Raw genomic sequence first — 24,837 nt, 5'->3', positions numbered from 1 at the left:
GGAGAGGTTGGTGCGGAACATGAAAAATATGAAAAGTAAAAATGAATTTACTAAGCTTTCTGATGAAGAGATGGTGGAGTTGATACATCTAGGGAATTCAGATGTATTGGATTTTTTGATAACCAAGTTTCAGCCAATAGTCCGTATGAAAGCTAGAACATATTTCATTATTGGTGGAGATCGTGAAGACATCGTGCAAGAGGGAATGATTGGTCTATATAAAGCGATTCGTGATTTTCGTCCCGATAGATTAAGTTCTTTTAAAGTCTTTGCTGAGCTGTGTATAACGCGGCAAATTATTACGGCGATCAAAACTGCTACACGCCAAAAGCATATTCCGCTCAATACGTCCGTTTCGCTGGACAAGCCTATGTATGATGAGGATCAGGAGCGAACGCTTTTGGATATCATATCAGGCTCTACGTTAGACGATCCTGAAGACTTGATGATTCACAAAGAGAACTTCTCGTTTATGGAAGAAGAAATGAATAAAGTGCTGAGTGGATTGGAAAAAGAGGTGCTCACACTGTACTTAGAAGGTCAGTCCTATCGTGAGATTTCCGAGGTGTTGAATCGACAAGTGAAGTCGATAGATAATGCCTTACAACGCATCAAACGTAAACTAGAACATTCAATGGCGATGGATCTGGTGCGTTAAATATATCGAAAGTAAATTGACATGTGATGGGTTAGATGGTACTCTTTATCAAGACTATTGTCTTGAATTAGGTGAAGCAAAATGGCAAAAAAAATAACTTTAAGCTGTGAGATATGTGGTTCGCGAAACTATTCCTTACCCGCTGGCAACAACAGCCAAGAGGCAAGAATGAGTATAAAAAAGTTTTGCAGTCATTGCAATGCGCATACATTGCATAAGCAAACCATTTGACCAGTTACATAGAGTCCGAGCAAGGGCGCTATGTCATTCGGAAGGGTTGGAGAAGAATGGGCAAGATTACCGATTTTTTGAAAAAAGTCGTTTCGGAAATGCGGAAAGTCAGCTGGCCGAAACGTAAAGAATTAACGAAGTATACTGTAGTCGTTATTTCTACAGTCATTTTTATGGCTGTTTATTTCTTCGTGGTGGATATAGGTATCTCCGGAGTTATGAAATGGTATACTAATCTGTAATAAATAAAGTATGAATAGCGTGAAAATATCCCGTTTTGATGAATGAACGGGTTTTTTCAGCTTTAATTTAAGGGAGGGACGGACGCGCAGTCCTCAATGTCATGGAAATGGATAAAAATTGGTATGTTGTGCATACGTACTCGGGATATGAGAACAAAGTAAAGGCCAATCTTGAAAAACGTGTCGAGACAATGGGCATGTCGGATAAGATATTCCGTGTCGTTATTCCGGAAGAAGAAGAGACGGATATTAAAGATGGTAAAAAGAAAACAGTTATGCGTAAAACGTTCCCTGGATATGTCTTGGTTGAATTGATCATGACGGATGATTCTTGGTATGTTGTTCGTAATACACCAGGTGTTACTGGATTTATCGGCTCTTCAGGTGGCGGAGCGAAGCCTACTCCGTTGTTGCCGGAAGAAGTAGAGTTCATCCTAAAACAAATGGGTGTTAAAGAACAACGCATAGATATTGACTTTGGTGTGGGTGAAAGTGTGACGGTACTTGAAGGGCCGTTTGCTCACTTTGAAGGTAAGGTAGAAGAGATTGAAATGGATAAAGGTAAAGTCATCGTAACTGTCGACATGTTCGGACGGGAAACGAAGATGGAGCTTTCATTCGAACAAGTAGAAAAAATGGAGTGATGGGAAATGTGATTTTCCCTCTTGCAAAATCTGTGTAATGGTGGTATCATTTCAAAGGTCAGACTTAGTCTGTACGGATTAACCAATTCTACCGACATCGTCGGCAGGCACATATTTGAGTGGGAGGGGCAACCCAATTACCACATCACGGACTTAAGGAGGTGTGTCTCGTGGCTAAAAAAGTTACTAAAGTAGTGAAATTGCAAATTCCAGCTGGTAAAGCAAATCCAGCACCACCAGTAGGGCCGGCATTAGGTCAAGCAGGTGTTAACATTATGGGATTCTGTAAAGAATTTAACGCTCGTACAGCAGATCAAGCTGGTCTAATTATTCCAGTAGAAATCTCAGTATTCGAGGACCGTTCATTTACATTTATCACAAAAACTCCGCCGGCAGCAGTATTGCTGAAGGTTGCAGCAAACGTTCAAAAGGGTTCAGGTGAGCCTAATAAAAACAAAGTTGCTACAGTTAAGCGTGATAAAGTTAGAGAAATCGCAGAACAAAAGATGCCAGACTTAAACGCGGCGTCAGTTGAAGCGGCGATGGCAATGGTCGAAGGTACTGCTCGCAGTATGGGATTCAAAATCGAAGACTGATAGTAGTTCTTCACGATAAAGCAACGGTTTGAAGGTGAGGGCTGCGGTCGATTGTGATTCGCAGCCTTCATTAAGTGGGAGGTTTAATCCGTTAAAACCACAAATGAGGAGGAAATTCTGATGGCTAAAAGAGGTAAAAAATTCGTAGATGCAGCGAAGCTTGTAGATCGTACTGCTACATACTCTGCGAAAGAAGCAATTGAACTTGCTAAAAATACAAGTACTACTAATTTTGATGCAACTGTTGAAGTAGCTTTCCGTCTTGGTATTGATACTCGTAAAAATGATCAGCAAATCCGTGGGGCAGTTGTACTTCCAAACGGTACTGGTAAAACTCAACGCGTATTAGTATTCGCTAAAGGTGAAAAAGTTAAAGAAGCAGAAGCTGCAGGCGCAGACTATGTAGGCGATGCAGAACTTATTGCTAAAATTCAACAAGGTTGGTTCGATTTCGACGTAATCGTTGCTACACCTGACATGATGGGCGAAGTTGGTAAGATTGGTCGCGTACTTGGACCAAAAGGTCTTATGCCAAACCCGAAAACTGGTACAGTAACATTTGACGTAACGAAAGCTATTGAAGAAATCAAAGCAGGTAAAGTTGAATACCGTGCGGACAAAGCTGGAATTATCCATGCGCCAATCGGAAAAGCATCCTTCGATAACGAGAAGTTGGAAGAAAACTTCTTGACGATCTTTGAAACTATTCAAAAAGCTAAACCAGCTTCAGCAAAAGGAACATTCATGAAATCAGTAAACGTTACGACAACTATGGGTCCTGCTGTTAAAGTAGATCCGTCAAGCGTTACTATTAAAAAATAATTGACAAGCACAAAGTGATCTGCTAAGATTACGCTTGTTATGATGATAACCATTTGTACCGAAGACAGCAGGTGTGGCTTGCCACTTAATGCTCCTGCCGAGGACAAGACGCTCTTTTTAAAAGATGACGACTTTTCTGCCCTCATGTCTTAGACATTGAGGGCTTTTTATATCGGTATAAGTGACCCTAATTACCAGGAGGTGTCAACATGAGCAAAATTTTAGAAGCTAAACAAGCAGTCGTATCAGAAGTCGCTGAGAAATTACAAGCAGCAGCATCTGTAGTAGTTGTCGATTACCGTGGTCTTACGGTTGCGCAAGTTACAGAATTGCGTAAACAATTACGTGAAGCAGGCATCGAGTTCAAAGTTTATAAAAACTCTATGGTGCGTCGTGCGACAGTAGTTGCAGGATTAGAAAGTCTGAACGAAAACCTTACAGGTCCAAACGCTATCGCTTTCTCTACAGAAGACGTAGTAGCGCCAGCTAAAATCTTGAATGATTTCGCTAAAAAGAATGAAAAGCTTGAAATTAAAGCAGGTGTGATCGAAGGAAACGTCGCAACTGCTGAAGATGTGAAAGCATTGGCTACTCTACCTTCTCGCGATGGTCTATTGTCTATGCTACTCAGCGTTCTTCAAGCGCCAGTACGAAACTTTGCACTTGCTACAAAAGCAGTTGCAGAACAAAAAGAAGAGCAAGGTGCTTAATTTCGCATTTTGACTATGACCGGAACAAACTAGCCGGTTAAATACAACTTTCCAGGAGGAACTTAAAATGACTAACGCACAAATTTTAGACGCAATCAAAGAAATGACAGTTCTTGAACTAAACGACCTTGTTAAAGCAATCGAAGAAGAATTCGGCGTAACAGCAGCAGCACCAGTTGCAGCAGCTGGAGCAGTTGCAGAAGCAGCTGAAGAGCAAACTGAATTCGACGTAATCCTTGCATCAGCTGGAGATCAGAAGATCAAAGTTATCAAAGCTGTTCGTGAAATCACTGGTCTTGGCTTGAAAGAAGCTAAAGCTCTTGTAGACGAAGCTCCTAAAGCAGTTAAAGAAGCAGCAACTAAAGAAGAAGCAGAAGAAATGAAAGCTAAACTTGAAGAAGTTGGCGCATCTGTAGAAGTTAAGTAATTTCTACTTCCCTGAGAAAAGCCCGTCTATTTGACGGGCTTTTTTCTTCATATACAAATAGTATAACTCTACGCAGGAGGTGTATGTATGGGAGACCATTATTACTCGAAAAATCCCCAAGTTTCAAGTGCACCCAAGCTGTGGAAAGCCGAGATTCGTAACAAAGTCTTTTCATTTACAACGGATGCCGGTGTATTCAGCAAAGGGAGTATAGATGAGGGGTCAAAATTATTGGCTGAAACGTTTAAAGAACCATCCATTGGGGGAGACTTGTTGGAAATAGGTTGCGGCTATGGACCGATTGCGTTGTCTATCGCATCGGATTTTCCGGAAAGACTTATCCATATGGTGGATGTGAATGAACGGGCATTAGCTCTCTCGAAAACGAACGCTCAACAGAATCGAATTTCTAATATAAAAGTTTACGAAAGTAGTGGCGTTGATCAGGTTGTATCAAATAACTTCGCTGCAATTATAACCAATCCACCTATTAGGGCGGGGAAGCAAACGGTTTTTTCTTTCTATGACGGAGCTTATGAGAAGTTAGCTGCGGGCGGAGAATTATGGGTTGTCATTCAAAAGAAACAAGGGGCTCCGTCTACAATGGATTACTTGAAGAACTTGTTTGGTAATGTAGATACGGTTGCTAAGAAAAAAGGCTACTTTATTTTAGTATCAAAAAAGATTGACAGGATGAATATCTTGTAGTAGCATTATTAAATGCATAAATATTTATATTGCAGCTGTATGCCCTTTTGTGTGATGTAGTAGAGGAAAAGGTATATTGATGTTTGGATAAAGATTGTGAAATCGAAAATGAGCTCTCGTCGGAACTCGTTTTCTTTTTGTTTTTTCGAAGTCACAGCGGAATTTCTGATTTTGCAAAAACTAATATTGTCTTAATGAGGGGTGAATGAGTTGACAGGTCATTTAGTTCAGTATGGTCAACATCGTCAGCGTAGAAGTTTCGCGCGAATCAAAGAAGTACTCGATCTGCCGAATTTGATTGAAATTCAAACGGCGTCTTATGAGTGGTTCTTGGAAGAAGGGTTACGTGAAATGTTCCGGGATATTTCTCCTATCCAGGATTTCACAGGTAACTTGTCCTTGGAATTTATTGATTACAAACTGGGTGAACCAAAATATCCAGTAGACGAATCAAAAGAACGCGATGTGACATATGCGGCACCACTTCGTGTAAAAGTACGTCTTCATAACCAAGAAACAGGCGACGTGAAGGAACAGGACGTTTTCATGGGAGATTTCCCACTCATGACAGAAAACGGAACATTCATTATTAATGGAGCGGAGCGTGTTATCGTTTCTCAGCTCGTTCGTTCACCGAGTGTTTACTATAATGATAAGACGGATAAAAACGGTAAGCGTGGATTTGGCGCTACTGTTATTCCGAACCGTGGAGCATGGCTTGAATATGAAACAGATGCAAAAGACGTAGTGCATGTCCGTATCGACCGCACTCGTAAATTGCCAATCACTGTTTTATTGCGTGCACTAGGATTCTCTACTGACCAAGAAATTATCGACCTAATCGGTGATAATGAATATTTACGGAATTCATTAGAGAAAGATAACACTGAAACCTCGGAAAAAGCAATGCTTGAAATCTATGAGCGACTTCGCCCGGGTGAACCACCAACACTTGATAGCGCAAGAAGTCTTTTGTATTCACGCTTCTTCGATCCGAAACGCTATGATTTAGCGAATGTTGGTCGTTATAAAATGAATAAAAAGCTTCACTTGCAAAATCGTTTGTTCAACCAAACAGCTGCTGAAACACTCGTTGATCCGGAAACTGGAGAAATATTAGTGGAAAAAGATCAGCTAATCGACCGTCGTACATTGGATAAATTACTACCATTCTTATCTCAAGGTATAAATACTGAGTCGATTGAACATGTAGGATCTGTTTTGGAAGAACCAATGGTTATCCAGACACTGAAGATCTACGCGCCTAAAAGTGAAGAAAAACAAGTGATCAATGTCATTTCCAATGCTGAAGTAGACGAGTCTATTAAAAATATTACACCAGCGGATATTGTAGCTTCTATCAGTTATTTCTTTAACTTATTACATGGTGTGGGAAATACGGATGATATTGACCATCTTGGTAACCGTCGTTTACGTTCTGTTGGTGAATTACTTCAAAACCAATTCCGTATCGGTCTTTCTCGTATGGAGCGTGTGGTTAAAGAAAGAATGTCCATCAATGACACTCAATCTATCGTACCTCAACAACTGATCAATATCCGTCCGGTTATTGCATCTATTAAAGAGTTTTTCGGTAGCTCTCAGCTATCTCAGTTCATGGACCAAACAAATCCATTGGCTGAATTGACGCATAAGCGTCGTCTTTCTGCACTGGGACCTGGTGGTTTAACACGTGAGCGCGCAGGGATGGAAGTTCGTGACGTTCACTACTCTCACTATGGTCGTATGTGTCCAATTGAAACGCCGGAGGGTCCGAACATTGGACTGATCAACTCATTATCTACATTCGCGAAAGTGAATCGATTCGGCTTTATTGAAACTCCTTATCGTAAAGTAGATCCTGAAACAGGTCGCGTTACATCTCAAATCGATTATCTGACAGCAGATATTGAAGATAACTATGTAGTAGCGCAAGCAAATGCACTACTTGAAGAAGACGGTTCATTTACTAATGAAGGTGTCGTAGGTCGTTTCCAAGGGGATAACACTGTATTCCGCCGCGAGCAAATGGACTACATGGACGTTTCACCTAAGCAAGTTGTATCTGCAGCTACTGCATGTATTCCGTTCTTAGAAAATGATGACTCCAACCGTGCGTTGATGGGTGCGAACATGCAACGTCAAGCGGTTCCTTTATTAAATCCTGAAGCACCGTTTGTTGGTACAGGTATGGAGCATATTTCTGCACGCGATTCAGGTGCGGCGGTTGTTTCTAAACACCACGGTATCATCGAGCACGTAGAAGCAAAGGAAATTCGTATTCGTCGTATTGAAGAAGTGGGCGGTAAAGAAGTCAAGGGTGACCTTGTAGTTTGTCGTCTATCTAAATTCATTCGTTCGAACCAAGGGACTTGCTATAACCAACGTCCGATTGTAAAAGTCGGCGACCGTGTAAAGCCGCTTGATATTCTTGCGGATGGCCCATCAATGGAACAAGGTGAACTTGCGCTTGGACGTAACGTTCTAACAGCATTCATGACATGGGATGGTTATAACTACGAGGATGCGATCATCATGAGTGAGCGTCTGGTAAAAGACGATGTATTCACATCTGTTCATATTGAAGAATATGAATCAGAAGCACGTGATACGAAGCTTGGACCAGAAGAAATCACACGTGATATTCCAAACGTCGGAGAAGATGCATTGCGAAACTTGGACGACAGAGGAATTATCCGTATTGGTGCAGAAGTTCGTGATGGCGATATCCTAGTCGGTAAGGTAACACCTAAGGGAGTTACGGAATTGACTGCGGAAGAACGTCTTCTACACGCAATCTTTGGAGAGAAAGCACGCGAAGTACGTGATACTTCATTACGTGTACCTCACGGAGCAGGCGGAATCGTATTAGATGTTAAAGTCTTTAACCGCGAAGATGGCGATGAGCTATCTCCTGGAGTTAACCAGTTAGTTCGCGTGTATATTGTACAGAAGCGTAAAATCTCTGTTGGAGATAAGATGGCAGGACGTCATGGTAACAAGGGTGTTATTTCCCGTATTTTACCTGAGTCGGAAATGCCGTTTCTTCCAGATGGTACGCCAATCGATGTCATGTTGAACCCACTTGGTGTTCCATCACGTATGAATATTGGACAGGTTCTTGAGATGCACCTTGGTATGGCCGCACGTAGTTTAGGTATTCACACAGCTTCTCCTGTATTTGATGGTGCAAACGAGGAAGATGTTTGGACTACAATGGAAGAAGCGGGTATGAACCGTGACGGTAAAACCATGCTATACGATGGTCGTTCAGGTGAGCCGTTTGATAATCGCGTATCAGTTGGTGTTATGTACTTGATCAAACTAGCCCACATGGTAGATGACAAGTTGCACGCACGCTCAACTGGACCGTACTCACTTGTTACGCAGCAACCACTTGGCGGTAAAGCCCAGTTCGGTGGACAGCGTTTCGGGGAAATGGAAGTATGGGCACTAGAAGCATATGGTGCCGCTTATACATTGCAAGAAATCTTAACGGTCAAATCCGATGACGTCGTAGGTCGTGTGAAAACATACGAAGCGATTGTTAAAGGTGATAGCGTACCTCAACCAGGAGTACCAGAATCATTTAAAGTACTAATCAAAGAACTTCAGAGTTTAGGGTTAGACGTAAAAATGTTGACGGAAGACTTTGAGGAAATTGAGCTTCGTGATCTTGACGATGAAGAAGACTTGCAACCAACTGATGCATTGAACTTGATGAAAGAAGATCAGCCAATCGCCTAAACAAAAGCGAAAAGCGCCGTTTAGCCTCGACAGGCGTTGGAAGGGTAGCAGCGAAAGGGTCACTTTCCTTTCGAAGGTATCCTGAAACGACCCGAGAGGCTGGCGCTTGCAGCTGGATGTCATTAAAAGCGAAAAGCGCCGTTTAGCCTCGACAGGCGTTGGAAGGGTAGCAGCGAAAGGGTCACTTTCCTTTCGAAGATATCCTGAAACGACCCGAGAGGCTGGCGCTTGCAGCTAGATGTCACTAAAGCGAAAAGCGATCTGAAAGATAAATAAAACAAACACAACCAAATAGAAGAGGGCTTCGAGCACCCTCTTCTATTCTATTCAGTAAGAAGAACAACTTACGTGAATGCACTACTACAAGTTAAATTGCCTGATAAGCCATTATGGCGATTAGACTAAAGGGAGGTTGGCTCCTTGATCGATGTTAATAATTTTGAGTATATGAAAATTGGCCTTGCTTCACCGGACAAGATTCGTTCTTGGTCATATGGAGAAGTGAAAAAACCTGAAACTATCAACTACCGTACATTAAAGCCAGAGAAGGACGGATTATTCTGTGAAAGAATCTTCGGACCAACGAAAGACTGGGAATGTCACTGTGGGAAATACAAGCGGGTTCGCTATAAAGGCGTCGTTTGTGATCGTTGTGGCGTAGAAGTAACGCGTCAAAAAGTCCGTCGTGAACGTATGGGTCACATTGAGCTTGCAGCACCTGTCACACATATTTGGTATTTCAAAGGAATTCCTAGCCGTATGGGCTTGATTCTAGACATGACACCTCGTGCGTTGGAAGAGATTATCTACTTCGCGTCTTACGTAGTAGTCGAACCAGCTGATACACCGCTTGAGCGTAAGCAATTGCTTTCGGAGAAAGAATACCGTCTATACCGTGAAAAGTATGGTTCTAAATTCCAGGCAGCAATGGGAGCGGAAGCAATCGAGCAACTACTCCGTGCGATAGACTTGGATAAAGAAACGGATTCATTGAAAGAAGAATTAAAAACAGTACAAGGTCAACGTCGTACACGCGCAATCCGACGTCTGGAAGTTGTGGAATCATTCCGTAACTCTGGAAATCGTCCGGAGTGGATGGTATTGGAAGTGCTTCCTGTTATCCCTCCTGAATTGCGTCCTATGGTACAGCTTGACGGCGGACGTTTTGCAACTTCTGACTTGAATGATTTGTATCGTAGGGTTATTAACCGGAACAACCGCCTAAAGCGACTATTGGATCTAGGGGCACCTGGTATTATCGTTCAGAACGAAAAACGTATGCTTCAAGAAGCGGTAGATGCACTTGTAGACAACGGCCGTCGCGGAAGACCTGTAACAGGTCCAGGTAACCGCCCGTTGAAATCTCTTTCTCATATGCTGAAAGGGAAGCAAGGACGTTTCCGTCAGAACTTACTTGGTAAACGTGTAGACTACTCTGGTCGTTCAGTTATCGTAGTAGGTCCTAGCTTGAAAATGTACCAATGTGGTCTACCTAAGGAAATGGCGATCGAGCTATTTAAGCCGTTCGTTATGAAAGAATTAGTGGAACGTAACTTGGCACATAATATTAAGAGTGCGAAACGGAAGATTGAACGTCTTCATTCCGAAGTGTGGGATGTATTGGAAGACGTCATTAAAGAACATCCGGTACTTCTTAACCGAGCACCAACACTTCACCGTCTGGGAATCCAGGCATTCGAACCGATGTTGGTCGAAGGACGCGCTATTACATTGCATCCACTCGTTTGTACGGCGTATAACGCTGACTTCGATGGTGACCAAATGGCCGTTCACGTACCTTTATCTGCTGAAGCACAAGCTGAAGCGCGCTTACTGATGTTAGCTGCCCAAAACATTTTGAACCCGAAAGACGGAAAACCAGTTGTAACTCCTTCACAGGATATGGTTCTTGGAAACTACTACTTAACAGTCGAGCGTAAAAACGCAACTGGAGAAGGCTCTGTGTTTAGTGACCCGAATGAAGCGTTAATCGCGTACCAAACAGGACACGTTCACTTGCATTCTCGTATTGCAGTTCAAGCTGGAAGTATTAAGAATCCGACGTTTACGGATAAGCAAAACAGTCAGCTGTTGTTAACAACAGTAGGTAAAATTATTTTTAACGAGATTCTACCTGAAACGTTCCCGTACATTAACGAACCGACGAATCAGAACTTACAAGTTGAAACACCTGACAAGTACTTTATCGACGGCACAGTAAATGTTAAGGAACACTTGCAACAAGCAGAATTGATCACGCCATTCAAAAAAGCGATTCTTGGGGAAATCATCGCGGAAATCTTCCGTCGCTTCCACATTACAGAAACATCTAGAATGTTGGATAGAATGAAGAACCTAGGATTTAAATATTCTACTCGTGCAGGAATCACAATCGGTATTTCTGATATCGTAGTTTTGCCGAATAAAGCTGAAATCCTTCATGAAGCACAAGAAAAAGTGGACAAAGTCACTCAACAGTTCCGACGTGGTTTAATTACTGAAGAAGAACGTTATGACCGTGTTATCTCTTATTGGAGTCATGCGAAAGATGTTATTCAGAATAAGCTGATGGATTCGTTGGATATCGAAAACCCAATCTTCATGATGAGTGACTCTGGAGCCCGTGGTAACGCGTCAAACTTTACACAGCTTGCTGGTATGCGTGGACTGATGGCCAACCCGGCTGGACGGATTATCGAACTTCCGATCAAATCTTCATTCCGTGAAGGTCTGACAGTACTCGAATACTTTATCTCTACACACGGTGCGCGTAAAGGTCTTGCCGATACAGCACTGAAGACTGCCGACTCAGGTTACCTGACACGTCGTCTCGTAGATGTAGCGCAAGATGTTATCGTTCGTGAAGAAGATTGCGGAACAGACCGTGGTCTGGCAATCACTGCGTTAACTGAAGGAAATGAAATGATTGAAACATTGTTAGAACGTATTGAAGGTCGTCATACGAAGAAGACAATCAAACATCCGGAAACGGGTGAAGTTATTCTTGCGAAAAACGGTTTGATTACTGCAGATATAGCAAATACAGTAATTCAAGCGGGGATCGAAGAAGTGACGATTCGTTCGGCGTTTACGTGTAATACAAAACATGGCGTATGTAAAAAATGTTATGGTATCAACTTAGCTACTGGAGAAACGGTAGAAGTAGGAGAAGCAGTAGGAATCATTGCGGCTCAATCTATCGGTGAACCAGGAACACAGTTAACGATGCGTACATTCCACACAGGTGGAGTAGCAGGAGACGATATTACACAAGGTCTTCCACGGATCCAAGAGATTTTCGAATCTCGTAATCCAAAAGGTGTCGCGGTTATTTCTGAAATAGCAGGTACTGTTATTGAAATTGATGAAGTCCGTGAAGGTTTGAAAGAGATCACTATTGAAGGTGAAGTTGAAACACGTAAATATCCTACATTATACAACGCGCGTTTGAGTGTAGAAGTAGGAGATGTAGTTGAGCGTGGACAAACTATTACTGAAGGTTCTATTGATCCTAAACAATTGATCGTAGTAAAGGACGTTTCGACGGTACAAGAGTATCTGTTGAAAGAAGTTCAAAAAGTTTACCGTATGCAAGGTGTAGAAATTGGGGATAAGCACGTTGAAGTGATGGTTCGTCAAATGCTTCGTAAAGTTCGTGTAATTGAAGCGGGAGATACTGATCTTCTTCCAGGTTCGTTACTTGATATTCACCAATTCTCTGAAGCTAATGCAAAAGTGTTGTTAGCAGGAAAAGTTCCAGCTACTTCACGTCCGGTAATTCTTGGTATTACAAAAGCTTCACTTGAGACAGAGTCCTTCTTGTCAGCCGCTTCGTTCCAGGAGACAACAAGAGTTCTTACTGATGCAGCCATTAAAGGTAAAACAGATGAGTTGCTAGGTCTGAAGGAAAACGTTATTATCGGGAAATTGGTCCCTGCAGGTACTGGAATGCAGAGATACCGCCAGATCAAAATGCAACATGATGAAGCAGAAGAAACAATTACAGCTGAATAAAAATAAACGGGACATCGTTCCCGTTTATTTTCTTAAATTTGTTGACAAGATGTTCTAGAGATGATAATATACAAAAGGTTGATAGTTGTTGATCGTTAACTTGTTGGAAGGAATATATATTCTTTCGAATTAGTGCAAGGCGTAAAGCAATTCATCATTATAAAATAACAGTAAGCAGAGATCTCTGGTGTTACTGTCACCCGTTTTTGTGTGTGCACGCACAAAAACTTTGTTTTTACTTAAAAATGAACCACCTGGGTGTGTGGTATTATAAAAAGCTTGGAAGGAGGAACAACCTAATGCCTACAATTAATCAATTAGTCCGTAAACCTCGTAAGTCGAAGACGGAGAATTCTAAGTCACCGGCTCTAGGAAAAAGCTATAACAGCTTTAAAAAGTCAATGACAAACGTGAACTCACCACAAAAAAGAGGTGTTTGTACACGTGTTGGTACTATGACTCCTAAGAAACCGAACTCGGCACTTCGTAAGTATGCTCGTGTTCGTTTAACTAATACATTGGAAGTAAACGCATATATTCCAGGTGAAGGCCACAACTTGCAAGAACACAGTGTGGTACTAATCCGCGGAGGACGCGTAAAAGACTTACCGGGTGTTCGTTACCATATCGTACGTGGGGCACTTGATACAGCTGGAGTTACTGGCCGTATGCAAAGCCGTTCAATGTATGGAGCTAAAAAGCCTAAAGTTAAGAAGTAATACAAAACTAACGATATTGAAAGGAGGAACTAATTATGCCTCGTAAAGGTCCTGTAACAAAACGTGATGTACTACCTGATCCGATTTATAATTCCAAGCTTGTAAGCCGCCTTATCAACAAAATGATGGTAGACGGTAAAAAAGGTACTTCTCAAAAGATTCTTTATGGAGCGTTCGAAATTGTTAAAGAACGTTCTGGACAAGAGCCAATCGAAGTATTCGAAGCAGCTTTAAACAATGTAATGCCAGTTCTTGAAGTTCGTGCTCGTCGTGTTGGTGGAGCTAACTATCAAGTGCCGGTTGAAGTGCGCCCTGAGCGTCGTTCAACTTTAGGTCTTCGTTACCTTGTAAACTATTCACGTACACGTGGAGAAAAGACAATGGAAGAACGCCTAGCGAACGAAATTCTTGATGCATCAAACAACACTGGTGCTTCTGTTAAACGCCGTGAAGAAATGCATAAAATGGCTGAAGCCAACAGAGCATTCGCTCACTATCGCTGGTAAGGTCGGATAAACAACAGTAGTAATCCGAAACGGAAGGAGATTACAAAATGGCTAGAGAGTTCTCACTAGAGAATACTCGTAACATTGGTATCATGGCTCACATTGACGCTGGTAAGACAACGACAACAGAGCGGATCCTTTTTTACACAGGTAAAATCCACAAGATTGGTGAAACGCACGAAGGTGCATCACAAATGGACTGGATGGAGCAAGAACAAGAACGTGGAATCACGATTACTTCAGCTGCTACAACTGCAGCATGGAAAGGTCACCGCGTAAACATCATCGATACACCTGGACACGTAGACTTCACAGTTGAAGTTGAACGTTCACTTCGTGTATTAGATGGAGCTGTAGCGGTACTTGATGCACAATCAGGTGTTGAACCACAAACAGAGACAGTTTGGCGCCAGGCGACAAACTATAAAGTTCCACGTCTCGTATTCGTAAACAAAATGGATAAGACAGGTGCTGACTTCCTTTACTCAGTCGGAACACTACGTGACCGTCTACAAGCGAATGCACACCCTATTCAATTGCCGATCGGTGCGGAAGATAACTTCTCAGGAATTATCGACTTAATCGAAATGAAGGCAACTATGTATCCAAATGATCTAGGAACAGATGTTACAGTTGAAGAAATTCCTGCTGAACATCTTGAACTAGCTAAAAAATACCGTGAGAGCCTAATCGAAGCTATTGTAGATTTCGATGAAGATCTTATGGAAAAGTATCTCGGCGGTGAAGAACTTACAACAGAAGAAATCACAACGGCTATTCGTAAAGCTACGTTGGCAGTTGAGTTCTACCCTGTTGTTTGTGGTACTGCTTTCAAAAACAAAGGTGTACAACTAGTACTAGATGCGGTAGTAGACTACTTACCATCACCACTTGATGTACCACCAATGATGGGCTTCAACCCTGAAACAGAAGAAGATGAAGTGCGTGAATCAACTGATGAAGCACCATTCTCGGCGTTGGCATTTAAAGTTATGACTGACCCTTATGTAGGGAAACTTACATTCTTCCGTATTTATTCAGGTGTCCTTCAAGCAGGTTCTTATGTAACAAACTCTACAAAAGGCAAGCGTGAGCGTGTAGGACGTATTCTACAAATGCACGCAAATAGCCGTGAAGAGATTTCTGAAGTACACGCGGGTGAAATCGCTGCTGCTGTTGGTTTGAAAGATACAACTACTGGAGATACACTATGTGATGAGAAGCAATTGATCATTCTTGAATCAATGGTATTCCCTGAGCCGGTTATCTCTGTAGCAATCGAACCTAAAACAAAAGCGGACCAGGATAAAATGGGCCAAGCTCTTGGTAAGTTACAAGAAGAAGATCCAACATTCCGTGCGCATACAGATCAAGAAACAGGAGAAGTAATCATTGCAGGTATGGGTGAACTTCACTTGGATATTATCGTCGACCGTCTACGCCGTGAATTTAAAGTGGAAGCAAACGTGGGTGCACCACAAGTTTCTTACCGCGAAACATTCCGTGAGTCAGCTGAAGTCGAAGGTAAATTCGTACGCCAATCAGGTGGACGTGGACAATTTGGTCACGTGTGGATCGAATTTGGTCCGAACGAAGAAGGTAAAGGCTTCGAATTCGTAAACAACGTTGTTGGTGGTTCTGTTCCTCGTGAATACATCCCAGCAGTTGAAGCGGGAGTTCGTGATTCATTAGATAACGGTATTTTAGCTGGATATCCTTTAATCGATGTCAAAGCACGCCTGTTTGACGGATCTTACCATGACGTTGACTCCAACGAGATGGCATTTAAGATCGCTGCGTCAATGGCTTTGAAAAATGCTGCATCAAAATGTAAACCTGTAATCCTTGAACCAACAATGAGAGTAGAAGTTATCATTCCGGAAGAATACATGGGCGATATCATGGGTGATATTACATCACGCCGTGGCCGTGTAGAAGGTATGGAAGCTCGTGGTAACGCACAAGTAGTTCGTGCAATGGTTCCACTTGCTGAAATGTTCGGATATGCAACATCACTACGTTCAAACACGCAAGGACGCGGAGTATTCTCGATGGTGTTCGATCACTACGAAGAGCTTCCGAAGTCTATTGCAGAAGAAGTAATTAAGAAAAACAAAGGTGAATAATAAAGTTCATCCTTGTTTCCTATAAACAATACTTGTAAGATATGGATAGTCGAGAGGACGCTTTCGGCTTCCATATTATAAAAAAACTAACTTTTTTAAATTAAGGGAGGACCTCTAAAATGGGTAAAGAAAAATTCGACCGCTCCAAGGAGCACGCAAACGTAGGAACAATTGGTCACGTTGACCATGGTAAAACAACTTTGACTGCTGCAATCGCAACAGTTCTTTCTAAAGCACAAGGTGGAGAAGCAAAGTCATACGCTGACGTTGATAACGCACCTGAAGAAAAAGAGCGTGGAATCACGATCAGTACTTCACACGTTGAGTACGAAACTGACAAGCGTCACTATGCACACGTTGACTGCCCAGGTCACGCTGACTATGTTAAAAACATGATCACTGGTGCTGCACAAATGGATGGCGGAATCCTAGTAGTATCTGCTGCTGATGGCCCAATGCCACAAACACGTGAGCACATCCTTCTTTCACGTCAAGTAGGTGTTCCTTACCTAGTTGTCTTCATGAACAAATGTGACATGGTAGACGACGAAGAACTTCTTGAATTAGTTGAAATGGAAATCCGTGAACTTCTTTCTGATTACGATTTCCCTGGCGACGATATTCCAGTAATCAAAGGATCTGCTCTTAAAGCTCTTGAAGGAGAGCCAGAGTGGGAAGAAAAAATCCTTGAACTAATGCAAGCAGTAGATGACTATATCCCAACACCAACTCGTGATACTGACAAGCCATTCATGATGCCTATTGAGGACGTATTCTCAATCACAGGTCGTGGTACAGTAGCAACTGGACGCGTTGAGCGTGGAGTAGTTAAAGTTGGAGATGTTGTTGACATCATCGGTCTTACTGAAGAACCAAAAGCTACTACTGTAACTGGTGTAGAGATGTTCCGTAAGCTTCTTGACTATGCAGAAGCTGGCGACAACATCGGTGCTCTTCTTCGTGGTGTAGCGCGTGAAGATATCGAACGTGGACAAGTTCTTGCTAAGCCAGGAACAATCACTCCACACACTCAGTTCAAATCTGAAGTTTATGTTCTATCAAAAGAAGAGGGTGGACGTCACACTCCATTCTTCTCAAACTACCGTCCTCAGTTCTACTTCCGTACAACTGACGTAACTGGTATCATTCAACTTCCTGAAGGCGTAGAAATGGTTATGCCTGGAGATAACGTTGAAATGACAGTTGAACTTATTTCTCCTATCGCGATTGAAGAAGGTACTAAATTCTCAATCCGTGAAGGTGGACGTACAGTTGGAGCTGGCGTTGTAGCAACAATCACAAAATAATTTGTTTTGATCCCGCCCTTGAGGCGGGATTTTTTGTTTTTAAATATTTGTATTGTGTATTGGAAAGTGTTTTTAAGAACTTCGCAAATAAGAGTGAAATAAAATCTTAAAGTGGCCTTCAAATCACGTGCAAATCGTATAGAAAGCTGTTAGTATAGTAAACGGATTAAAAGTTAAACTAATTTCTTCAAAAGGGTTGCACAATCCTTTTATATTATGTATAATGTTGAATGTTGGTCTTTGACTGCGATGAAGCGAGAGGTTACCGATACACCCGGCCGCTTTGCCATGGCGCGTGTAAGGAAAATTTTCGTGGAGAATTGTCTAGAGAATAGGCGAAAAGGGAGGGAAAATAATGGCAAAACAAAAGATTCGTATTAGATTGAAAGCTTACGATCACAGAATGATCGATCAGTCAGCTGAGAAGATTGTTGAAACGGCTAAACGTTCTGGAGCTAGTGTTTCAGGTCCAATTCCGTTGCCAACTGAAAGATCAGTTTACACGGTATTGCGTGCTGTTCACGTATATAAAGATTCACGTGAGCAATTTGAAATGCGTACGCACAAACGTTTAATCGATATTGTGAATCCAACACCACAAACGGTGGATGCACTTATGAAGCTTGATTTACCATCAGGCGTCGACATCGAAATTAAACTATAAAACATAAATTAAACAATATTACAGGAGGTGTGACTAATGACCAAAGGAATCTTAGGAAGAAAAGTCGGAATGACGCAAGTATTTGCTGAAAACGGCGATCTAATCCCAGTAACAGTGATTGAAGCTACTCCAAACGTTGTACTTCAAAAGAAGACAATCGAAACAGACGGCTACGAGTCAATCCAACTAGGATTTGATGATAAACGTGAAAAGCTTTCAAACAAGCCAGAACAAGGCCACGTTGCAAAAGCTAACACTGCACCTAAGCGCTTCATTCGCGAAGTTCGCGGAGCTGACGTTAGTGCATACGAAGTTGGTCAGGAAGTCAAAGTCGATACATTCGCAGAAGGCGAAGTAGTAGACATTACAGCAAAATCAAAAGGTAAAGGTTTCCAAGGGGTTATCAAGCGTCACGGATACTCACGCGGACCTATGTCTCACGGATCACGTTTCCATCGCGCACCAGGTTCACTTGGAGCAGTTGATGCACAACGCGTATTCAAAGGCAAAAAACTACCTGGACGTATGGGTGGCAAAACCATCACGATCCAAAACGTTGAAATTGTACGAGTTGATCTAGAGCGCAACTTGATATTAGTAAAAGGTAACGTTCCTGGAGCACGTAAATCACTTGTACAAGTGAGAAGCGCAATCAAAGGGAACTGAGTAAAACAGAAAGGAGGAAACAGGAATGCCTAAAGTATCTGTAGTAAGTCAAACAGGCTCTGCTGTTGGTGACATCGAATTAAACGATGCGATCTTCGGAATCGAGCCAAACCAAGCAGTATTATTTGAAGCAATTGTTCAACAACAAGCTTCTTTACGCCAGGGTAACCACAAGGTTAAAACTCGCGCGGAAGTAGCAGGCGGCGGTCGTAAACCATGGCGTCAAAAGGGTACAGGTCGTGCTCGTCAAGGTTCAATCAGATCACCACAATGGCGCGGAGGCGGTATCGTATTCGGTCCATCACCACGTAGTTACAGCTATAAAATGCCTAAGAAAGTACGTCGTTTAGCTCTTCTATCCGCTCTTTCAACGAAAGTAGCAGCTCAAGAACTAATCGTTCTGGACAACTTAGCATTTGATGCACCAAAAACGAAAAGCTTTGTAAAAGTGCTTGAAGACCTTTCAATCACAAAGAAGGCATTATTCGTTACAGCTGACCAAGAAGAAACAGTAGCATTGTCTGCTCAAAATCTTCAAGGAATCAGTGTTGTTACAGCAAGCGGCATCAATGTTTTAGACTTAGTGGGACATGATCAGCTTGTTATGACAAAAGCAGCAATAGAAAAAGTCGAGGAGGTGCTTGGTTAATGGAAGCACGTGATATTCTGAAACGTCCGGTCATTACCGAGCGTTCTTCTGAACAAATGGAAGACTTAAGAAAATATACATTCGAAGTCGATACACGCGCGAGCAAAACTCACGTGAAACAAGCTATCGAAGAAATCTTCGGTGTTACAGTAGAAAAAGTCAACGTTATGAACTACAAAGGTAAGTTCAAGCGTATGGGGAAACATGCTGGTTATACAAACAAGCGTCGTAAGGCAATTGTTACACTAACTACTGATTCCAAAGATATCGAACTTTTTGAAATGTAATTAACTCATAATAAATGAAGGAGGGAACACAAAATGGCGATTAAGAAGTACAAAGCTACCTCCAACGGACGTCGTAACATGACTTCTTCTGACTTTGCTGAAATCACAGTAAACAAACCAGAAAAATCATTGCTTGAACCAATCAAGCGTAAAGGCGGACGTAACAACCAAGGTAGAATGACAGTTCGTCACCAAGGTGGAGGACACAAGCGCCAATACCGTGTCATCGATTTCCAACGTCGGAAAGATGGCATTCCAGGACGCGTTGCTACGATCGAATATGATCCAAACCGTTCTGCAAACATCGCATTAATCAATTATGCAGATGGAGAAAAAAGATACATCCTTGCTCCTAAAGGATTGACAGTAGGTTCCACAATCGTTTCAGGACCTGATGCGGATATCCGCGTAGGAAACGCTCTACCATTAGAGAACATTCCTATGGGTTCTACGATTCACAACATTGAAATGAAGCCAGGCAAAGGCGGACAATTAGTTCGTTCAGCAGGAACTTCAGCTCAACTACTAGGACGTGAAGGCAAATATGTCATCATCCGTCTACAATCAGGAGAAGTTCGTATGATCCTTTCTACTTGCCGTGCTACAATCGGTCAAGTTGGTAACGAACAACACGAACTAATCAACATTGGTAAAGCAGGTCGTTCACGTTGGTTAGGCAAACGTCCAACTGTTCGTGGATCTGTAATGAACCCTAACGATCACCCACACGGTGGTGGTGAAGGACGTACGCCAATCGGTCGTCCAAGTCCTGTTACTCCTTGGGGTAAACCAACTCTTGGATTCAAGACACGCACGAAGAACAATAAATCAGATAAACTTATCGTTCGCCGTCGTAAAAAATAATGTTATTGCACTGCGGTTCAGTAGATGGACCGTAGTACATACTCGGAAGGAGGTTCCAGAATGGGCCGCAGCTTGAAAAAAGGACCTTTTGCAGATGACCATTTACTAAAAAAGGTTGACGCACAAAAAGATTCAGAAAAGAAACAGGTTATTAAAACTTGGTCACGCCGTTCAACAATCTTCCCGACATTCATCGGATTGACAATCGCAGTATATGATGGACGCAAACACGTTCCTGTTTATGTAACAGAAGATATGGTAGGTCACAAACTAGGTGAATTCGTACCTACGCGCACATACAGAGGCCATGGTGCCGACGATAAGAAAACAAAACGCTAATTTGAGAGGAGGTTATTCTGATGCAACAAGCTAAAGCATCTGTACGCACAGTCCGTATTGCTTCTCGCAAAGTTCGTTTGGTCGTTGATCTTATTCGCGGCAAGAATATAGGTGAAGCTATGGCTATTCTACGACTTACGCCTAAAGCGGCATCTCCAGTCGTGGAAAAACTATTGAAATCAGCAATTGCAAACGCTGAACATAACTACGAAATGGATACTGAGAACTTAATCGTCAGTGAAGTATTCGTAGACGAAGGACCAACAATGAAACGTTTCCGTCCACGTGCACAAGGTCGTGCAAGTGCGATCAACAAACGTACAAGCCATATCACATTAGTGGTATCTGAAAAGAAGGAGGGGTAATCAGTGGGCCAAAAAGTACATCCTAATGGACTACGTGTAGGCGTCATCCGTGACTGGGACTCAAAATGGTACGCGGAAAAAGATTATGCGTCCTTACTACATGAAGACTTAAAGATCCGTGAATACATCGAAAAGCGTCTTATCGAAGCATCAGTTTCAAAAGTTGAAATCGAGCGTGCTGCTAAGCGTGTTAACATTACAATCCACACTGCAAAGCCAGGTATGGTTATCGGTAAAGGTGGTTCCGAAGTAGAAACTCTTCGTAAGCAACTTAACGAAATCACAGGCAAGCGTGCACACATCAACATCGTAGAAATCAAACGTGCTGATTTAGATGCTAAACTAGTAGCTGAATCAATTGCTCGTCAATTAGAAAGTCGTGTATCATTCCGTCGTGCTCAGAAACAAGCGATCCAACGTACAATTCGCTCTGGTGCAAAAGGAATTAAAACACAAGTGTCTGGTCGTCTCGGCGGTGCTGACATCGCTCGTGCAGAACACTATAGTGAAGGAACTGTCCCTCTTCATACATTACGTGCAGACATAGATTATGCACATGCTGAAGCTGATACTACTTATGGTAAGCTTGGCGTAAAGGTATGGATTTATCGTGGTGAAGTCCTTCCAGTAAAAGTTAAGAAGAACTCTGGGGAAGGAGGCAAATAATATGTTAATGCCTAAACGTGTTAAACATCGTCGTGTATTCCGTGGTAAAATGCGTGGTGAAACTAAAGGTGGCGCTACTGTCCAGTTTGGTGAGTTTGGTCTTCAAGCTCTAGAATCAGGTTGGATCACTAACCGTCAGATTGAATCTTCTCGTATCGCTATGACTCGTTATATGAAACGTGGCGGTAAAGTGTGGATCAATATTTTCCCACACAAACCATATACTAAAAAGCCTCTTGAAGTCCGGATGGGTTCCGGTAAAGGTGCTGTAGAAGGCTGGGTTGCAGTTGTGAAACCTGGTAGAGTAATGTTCGAAATTGCAGGTGTTTCAGAAGAGGTTGCTCGTGAGGCACTTAGACTCGCATCGCACAAACTTCCTGTTACAAGCAAGTTTGTAAAACGACAAGAAATTGGTGGTGAGTCTAATGAAAGCTAATGAAATTCGTGACTTAACAACTGCAGAGATCGAGCAAAAAGTGAAATCACTTAAAGAAGAGCTTTTCAACCTTCGTTTCCAGTTAGCGACAGGTCAATTAGAAAACACTGCACGCATCCGTGAAGTACGCAAATCGATTGCGCGCATGAAAACTGTAATACGACAAAGAGAAATCAGTGCAAATAACTGATGAAGGAGGTTGCAGCCATGACTGAACGTAATCAGCGCAAAACATACACAGGCCGTGTAGTTTCCGACAAAATGGATAAAACTGTTACGGTAATGGTAGAGACATACAAAAAACACTCTTTATACGGTAAACGTGTAAAGTATTCTAAGAAACTTAAAGTTCATGATGAGCTAAACGAAGCTAAAATCGGCGATGTTGTTCGTATTATGGAAACTCGTCCATTATCAGCAACTAAGCGTTTCCGTCTTCTAGAAGTCGTTGAAAAAGCGATCATCATCTAATAGGTTTTTAACTCAGATTTTGGAAGGAGGTAACCTCGATGATTCAACAGGAAAGTAGAATGAAAGTTGCTGACAACTCTGGTGCACGTGAAGTACTAACAATTAAAGTACTAGGTGGATCAGGTCGTAAAGTAGCTAACATCGGTGATGTAGTTGTTGTTACAGTTAAGAAAGCAACACCAGGTGGCGTTGTTAAGAAGGGTGACGTTGTTAAAGCGGTCATCGTTCGCACGAAAAGTGGAGTTCGTCGTAAAGACGGTTCATACATTACATTCGATGAGAATGCTTGCGTTATTATCCGTGATGATAAAGGGCCACGTGGAACTCGTATTTTCGGACCAGTTGCTCGCGAACTACGCGACAACAACTTCATGAAAATCATTTCACTTGCTCCAGAAGTTCTTTAATTCTAATGACAGAGCCAGTCAAGGAGGTGCGATAAATGCACGTTAAAAAAGGCGACAAAGTAATGGTGATCTCTGGTAAAGATAAAGGTAAAACAGGTGTGATCCTAACAGCTTATCCGAAAAAAGACCGTGTGCTAGTTGAAGGTATTAATATCGTCAAGAAACACACAAAGCCGAACCAAGAAAACCCACAGGGCGGAATTGTAAGCCAAGAGTCTACAATCCACGTCTCAAACGTGATGGTAATCGATCCTAAAACAGGCGAGCCGACTCGTGTAGGTTACAAAGTGGAAGACGGTAAAAAAGTACGTATTGCAAAAAAATCCGGTGAATCATTGGATAAGTAAGTATTGCATGAAAGGAGGTCCGACTGATGAGTCGTTTGAAAGAGAAGTTTTCTAAAGAAATCACACCTGCTCTAATGAGCAAGTTTGAATATACATCTGTTATGCAGGTTCCTAAAGTAGATAAAATCGTTATCAACATGGGTGTTGGTGATGCTGTCCAAAATACAAAAGCACTTGATGCAGCTGTTGAGGATCTTGCAACTATTTCAGGTCAAAAACCAGTCATTACTAAAGCGAAAAAATCTATCGCAGGATTCCGTTTACGTGAAGGAATGCCGATCGGAGCAAAAGTAACGCTTCGCGGTGAACGCATGTATGAGTTCCTCGATAAATTAGTTACAATCTCATTACCACGTGTACGTGACTTCCGTGGCGTTTCTAAAAAAGCGTTTGACGGTCGCGGTAACTACACTCTTGGAGTGAAAGAGCAACTTATTTTCCCTGAAATTGACTTCGATAAAGTATCAAAAGTACGTGGGATGGATATCGTCATCGTGACGACAGCTAACACTGATGAAGAAGCACGTGAGTTGCTTGCACAGTGTGGCATGCCGTTCCAAAAGTAAAATAATAGGGAGGCGAAAACGTGGCTAAGAAATCTATGATCGCTAAACAGAAACGTACGCCAAAGTACAAAGTACAAGAATATACACGCTGCGAACGTTGTGGTCGTCCACATTCAGTATATCGCAAATTTAAACTTTGCCGTATTTGTTTCCGCGAACTTGCATACAAGGGACAACTTCCTGGCGTTAAAAAAGCCAGCTGGTAAACCCCTAATTAGGGAAGGAGGTTAATTCAAATGACAATGAGTGATCCGATTGCAGATATGCTTACACGCATCCGTAATGCGAACATGGTTCGCCACGAGAAGCTTGAGGTACCTGCTTCAAACGTAAAGAAAGAAATCGCCGAGATCTTAAAACGAGAAGGTTTCGTTCGTGATGTGGAATACGTGGAAGATAACAAACAAGGCATCATCCGCATTTTCCTAAAATACGGTCAGGATAACGAACGCGTTATCAATGGCTTGAAACGTATTTCTAAACCAGGACTTCGTGTATATGCGAAATCAAATGAAGTTCCTAAAGTACTTAACGGCTTAGGTGTTGCACTAGTTTCTACATCAAATGGTGTATTAACAGACAAAGAAGCCCGCGCTAAACAAGTTGGCGGAGAAGTAGTCGCTTACGTTTGGTAATTAGCTACAATTGAATGG

At 42.2% G+C, this 24,837-nt stretch carries 31 protein-coding genes and 1 other annotated feature; all 31 genes read left to right on the top strand.

Translation table 11 applies throughout. From position 1 onward, the window contains the following. Positions 1–19: 19 nt before the first annotated feature. The 31 genes from sigH to rpsH all read left to right on the top strand — a co-directional run bounded on the left by sigH (position 20) and on the right by rpsH (position 24,819). A complete protein-coding gene (sigH, locus tag SporoP32a_RS08385) occupies positions 20–658 on the top strand; it encodes an RNA polymerase sporulation sigma factor SigH (RefSeq protein WP_085427476.1) in 639 nt (212 codons plus the stop codon). 81 nt (positions 659–739) lie between these two features. Then, positions 740–889, top strand: a complete 150-nt coding sequence (rpmG, locus tag SporoP32a_RS08380) for a 50S ribosomal protein L33 (RefSeq protein ID WP_085427475.1) — start codon at positions 740–742, stop codon at positions 887–889. A gap of 56 nt (positions 890–945) precedes the next feature. Next, positions 946–1,131: a preprotein translocase subunit SecE gene (gene secE / locus SporoP32a_RS08375; protein ID WP_085427474.1), complete on the top strand. Its 186-nt coding sequence runs from the start codon at positions 946–948 to the stop codon at positions 1,129–1,131. Positions 1,132–1,238: 107 nt separating this feature from the next. Continuing rightward, on the top strand, positions 1,239–1,775 hold the full coding sequence (gene nusG / locus SporoP32a_RS08370; RefSeq protein WP_085429027.1) for a transcription termination/antitermination protein NusG: 537 nt from the start codon (positions 1,239–1,241) through the stop codon (positions 1,773–1,775). 170 nt (positions 1,776–1,945) lie between these two features. Continuing rightward, positions 1,946–2,371 (top strand): 50S ribosomal protein L11, encoded by a 426-nt coding sequence (gene rplK / locus SporoP32a_RS08365; protein WP_029053289.1) that lies wholly within the window; start codon positions 1,946–1,948, stop codon positions 2,369–2,371. Between the two features lie 120 nt (positions 2,372–2,491). Next, a complete protein-coding gene (gene rplA / locus SporoP32a_RS08360) occupies positions 2,492–3,193 on the top strand; it encodes a 50S ribosomal protein L1 (protein ID WP_085427473.1) in 702 nt (233 codons plus the stop codon). 40 nt (positions 3,194–3,233) lie between these two features. Continuing rightward, positions 3,234–3,372: a sequence feature (ribosomal protein L10 leader region), on the top strand. A 30-nt stretch (positions 3,373–3,402) separates the two neighbouring features. Beyond that, positions 3,403–3,903 carry a 50S ribosomal protein L10 gene (rplJ, locus tag SporoP32a_RS08355; protein WP_085427472.1) on the top strand — a complete coding sequence of 167 codons (501 nt, stop codon included), beginning with the start codon at positions 3,403–3,405 and terminating at the stop codon, positions 3,901–3,903. A 67-nt stretch (positions 3,904–3,970) separates the two neighbouring features. After that, entirely contained in the window at positions 3,971–4,330 is a 360-nt protein-coding gene (gene rplL / locus SporoP32a_RS08350; RefSeq protein WP_085427471.1) for a 50S ribosomal protein L7/L12, read from the top strand. Positions 4,331–4,417: 87 nt separating this feature from the next. Beyond that, positions 4,418–5,038 (top strand): class I SAM-dependent methyltransferase, encoded by a 621-nt coding sequence (locus SporoP32a_RS08345; RefSeq protein ID WP_085427470.1) that lies wholly within the window; start codon positions 4,418–4,420, stop codon positions 5,036–5,038. 201 nt (positions 5,039–5,239) lie between these two features. After that, positions 5,240–8,785: a DNA-directed RNA polymerase subunit beta gene (gene rpoB / locus SporoP32a_RS08340; RefSeq protein WP_198166246.1), complete on the top strand. Its 3,546-nt coding sequence runs from the start codon at positions 5,240–5,242 to the stop codon at positions 8,783–8,785. Between the two features lie 420 nt (positions 8,786–9,205). Then, positions 9,206–12,799, top strand: coding sequence for a DNA-directed RNA polymerase subunit beta' (gene rpoC, locus SporoP32a_RS08335; RefSeq protein WP_085427468.1), 3,594 nt, complete (start codon positions 9,206–9,208; stop codon positions 12,797–12,799). Positions 12,800–13,098: 299 nt separating this feature from the next. Then, on the top strand, positions 13,099–13,518 hold the full coding sequence (gene rpsL, locus SporoP32a_RS08330; RefSeq protein ID WP_085132019.1) for a 30S ribosomal protein S12: 420 nt from the start codon (positions 13,099–13,101) through the stop codon (positions 13,516–13,518). A 35-nt stretch (positions 13,519–13,553) separates the two neighbouring features. After that, the gene (rpsG, locus tag SporoP32a_RS08325) at positions 13,554–14,024 is read left to right on the top strand and encodes a 30S ribosomal protein S7 (protein WP_029053281.1); all 471 of its coding nucleotides are present in this window, start codon (positions 13,554–13,556) and stop codon (positions 14,022–14,024) included. A gap of 47 nt (positions 14,025–14,071) precedes the next feature. Then, the gene (gene fusA, locus SporoP32a_RS08320; protein ID WP_085427467.1) at positions 14,072–16,150 is read left to right on the top strand and encodes an elongation factor G; all 2,079 of its coding nucleotides are present in this window, start codon (positions 14,072–14,074) and stop codon (positions 16,148–16,150) included. Between the two features lie 119 nt (positions 16,151–16,269). Next, complete coding sequence (gene tuf, locus SporoP32a_RS08315; RefSeq protein ID WP_085427466.1) at positions 16,270–17,457, top strand: elongation factor Tu; 1,188 nt, start codon at positions 16,270–16,272, stop codon at positions 17,455–17,457. 355 nt (positions 17,458–17,812) lie between these two features. Continuing rightward, complete coding sequence (rpsJ, locus tag SporoP32a_RS08310) at positions 17,813–18,121, top strand: 30S ribosomal protein S10 (protein WP_085427465.1); 309 nt, start codon at positions 17,813–17,815, stop codon at positions 18,119–18,121. A 36-nt stretch (positions 18,122–18,157) separates the two neighbouring features. Further along, positions 18,158–18,787, top strand: a complete 630-nt coding sequence (gene rplC / locus SporoP32a_RS08305; protein WP_085427464.1) for a 50S ribosomal protein L3 — start codon at positions 18,158–18,160, stop codon at positions 18,785–18,787. A 25-nt stretch (positions 18,788–18,812) separates the two neighbouring features. Further along, the gene (gene rplD / locus SporoP32a_RS08300) at positions 18,813–19,436 is read left to right on the top strand and encodes a 50S ribosomal protein L4 (RefSeq protein WP_085427463.1); all 624 of its coding nucleotides are present in this window, start codon (positions 18,813–18,815) and stop codon (positions 19,434–19,436) included. Then, on the top strand, positions 19,436–19,723 hold the full coding sequence (gene rplW, locus SporoP32a_RS08295; RefSeq protein WP_085427462.1) for a 50S ribosomal protein L23: 288 nt from the start codon (positions 19,436–19,438) through the stop codon (positions 19,721–19,723). The genes rplD and rplW overlap by 1 nt, the downstream gene beginning before the upstream one ends. Positions 19,724–19,756: 33 nt before the next feature. Further along, complete coding sequence (rplB, locus tag SporoP32a_RS08290) at positions 19,757–20,587, top strand: 50S ribosomal protein L2 (RefSeq protein WP_085427461.1); 831 nt, start codon at positions 19,757–19,759, stop codon at positions 20,585–20,587. Between the two features lie 60 nt (positions 20,588–20,647). Then, on the top strand, positions 20,648–20,926 hold the full coding sequence (rpsS, locus tag SporoP32a_RS08285) for a 30S ribosomal protein S19 (protein ID WP_085132011.1): 279 nt from the start codon (positions 20,648–20,650) through the stop codon (positions 20,924–20,926). 20 nt (positions 20,927–20,946) lie between these two features. Further along, entirely contained in the window at positions 20,947–21,291 is a 345-nt protein-coding gene (gene rplV, locus SporoP32a_RS08280; protein ID WP_037561627.1) for a 50S ribosomal protein L22, read from the top strand. 3 nt (positions 21,292–21,294) lie between these two features. Continuing rightward, positions 21,295–21,957, top strand: a complete 663-nt coding sequence (rpsC, locus tag SporoP32a_RS08275) for a 30S ribosomal protein S3 (RefSeq protein WP_085427460.1) — start codon at positions 21,295–21,297, stop codon at positions 21,955–21,957. 1 nt (position 21,958) lies between these two features. Continuing rightward, positions 21,959–22,393, top strand: a complete 435-nt coding sequence (gene rplP, locus SporoP32a_RS08270) for a 50S ribosomal protein L16 (protein WP_085427459.1) — start codon at positions 21,959–21,961, stop codon at positions 22,391–22,393. After that, a complete protein-coding gene (gene rpmC / locus SporoP32a_RS08265) occupies positions 22,383–22,583 on the top strand; it encodes a 50S ribosomal protein L29 (RefSeq protein ID WP_025783856.1) in 201 nt (66 codons plus the stop codon). Before rplP ends, rpmC begins: the two co-directional genes overlap by 11 nt. Positions 22,584–22,600: 17 nt before the next feature. Beyond that, positions 22,601–22,864, top strand: a complete 264-nt coding sequence (gene rpsQ, locus SporoP32a_RS08260) for a 30S ribosomal protein S17 (protein ID WP_085427458.1) — start codon at positions 22,601–22,603, stop codon at positions 22,862–22,864. Positions 22,865–22,902: 38 nt separating this feature from the next. Beyond that, a complete protein-coding gene (gene rplN, locus SporoP32a_RS08255) occupies positions 22,903–23,271 on the top strand; it encodes a 50S ribosomal protein L14 (protein ID WP_081243203.1) in 369 nt (122 codons plus the stop codon). Between the two features lie 35 nt (positions 23,272–23,306). Further along, the gene (rplX, locus tag SporoP32a_RS08250; RefSeq protein ID WP_085427457.1) at positions 23,307–23,618 is read left to right on the top strand and encodes a 50S ribosomal protein L24; all 312 of its coding nucleotides are present in this window, start codon (positions 23,307–23,309) and stop codon (positions 23,616–23,618) included. 26 nt (positions 23,619–23,644) lie between these two features. Beyond that, a complete protein-coding gene (gene rplE, locus SporoP32a_RS08245) occupies positions 23,645–24,184 on the top strand; it encodes a 50S ribosomal protein L5 (RefSeq protein ID WP_085132008.1) in 540 nt (179 codons plus the stop codon). Between the two features lie 20 nt (positions 24,185–24,204). Then, complete coding sequence (locus SporoP32a_RS08240) at positions 24,205–24,390, top strand: type Z 30S ribosomal protein S14 (protein WP_008298870.1); 186 nt, start codon at positions 24,205–24,207, stop codon at positions 24,388–24,390. Between the two features lie 30 nt (positions 24,391–24,420). Then, a complete protein-coding gene (rpsH, locus tag SporoP32a_RS08235; RefSeq protein ID WP_029053265.1) occupies positions 24,421–24,819 on the top strand; it encodes a 30S ribosomal protein S8 in 399 nt (132 codons plus the stop codon). Positions 24,820–24,837: the final 18 nt, after the last annotated feature.

Source organism: Sporosarcina ureae, assembly GCF_002109325.1.
GTDB lineage: Bacteria > Bacillota > Bacilli > Bacillales_A > Planococcaceae > Sporosarcina > Sporosarcina ureae_C.
The sequence above is the reverse complement of the archived record's forward strand: the minus strand, read 5'-3'. Positions and strand labels throughout refer to the sequence as shown.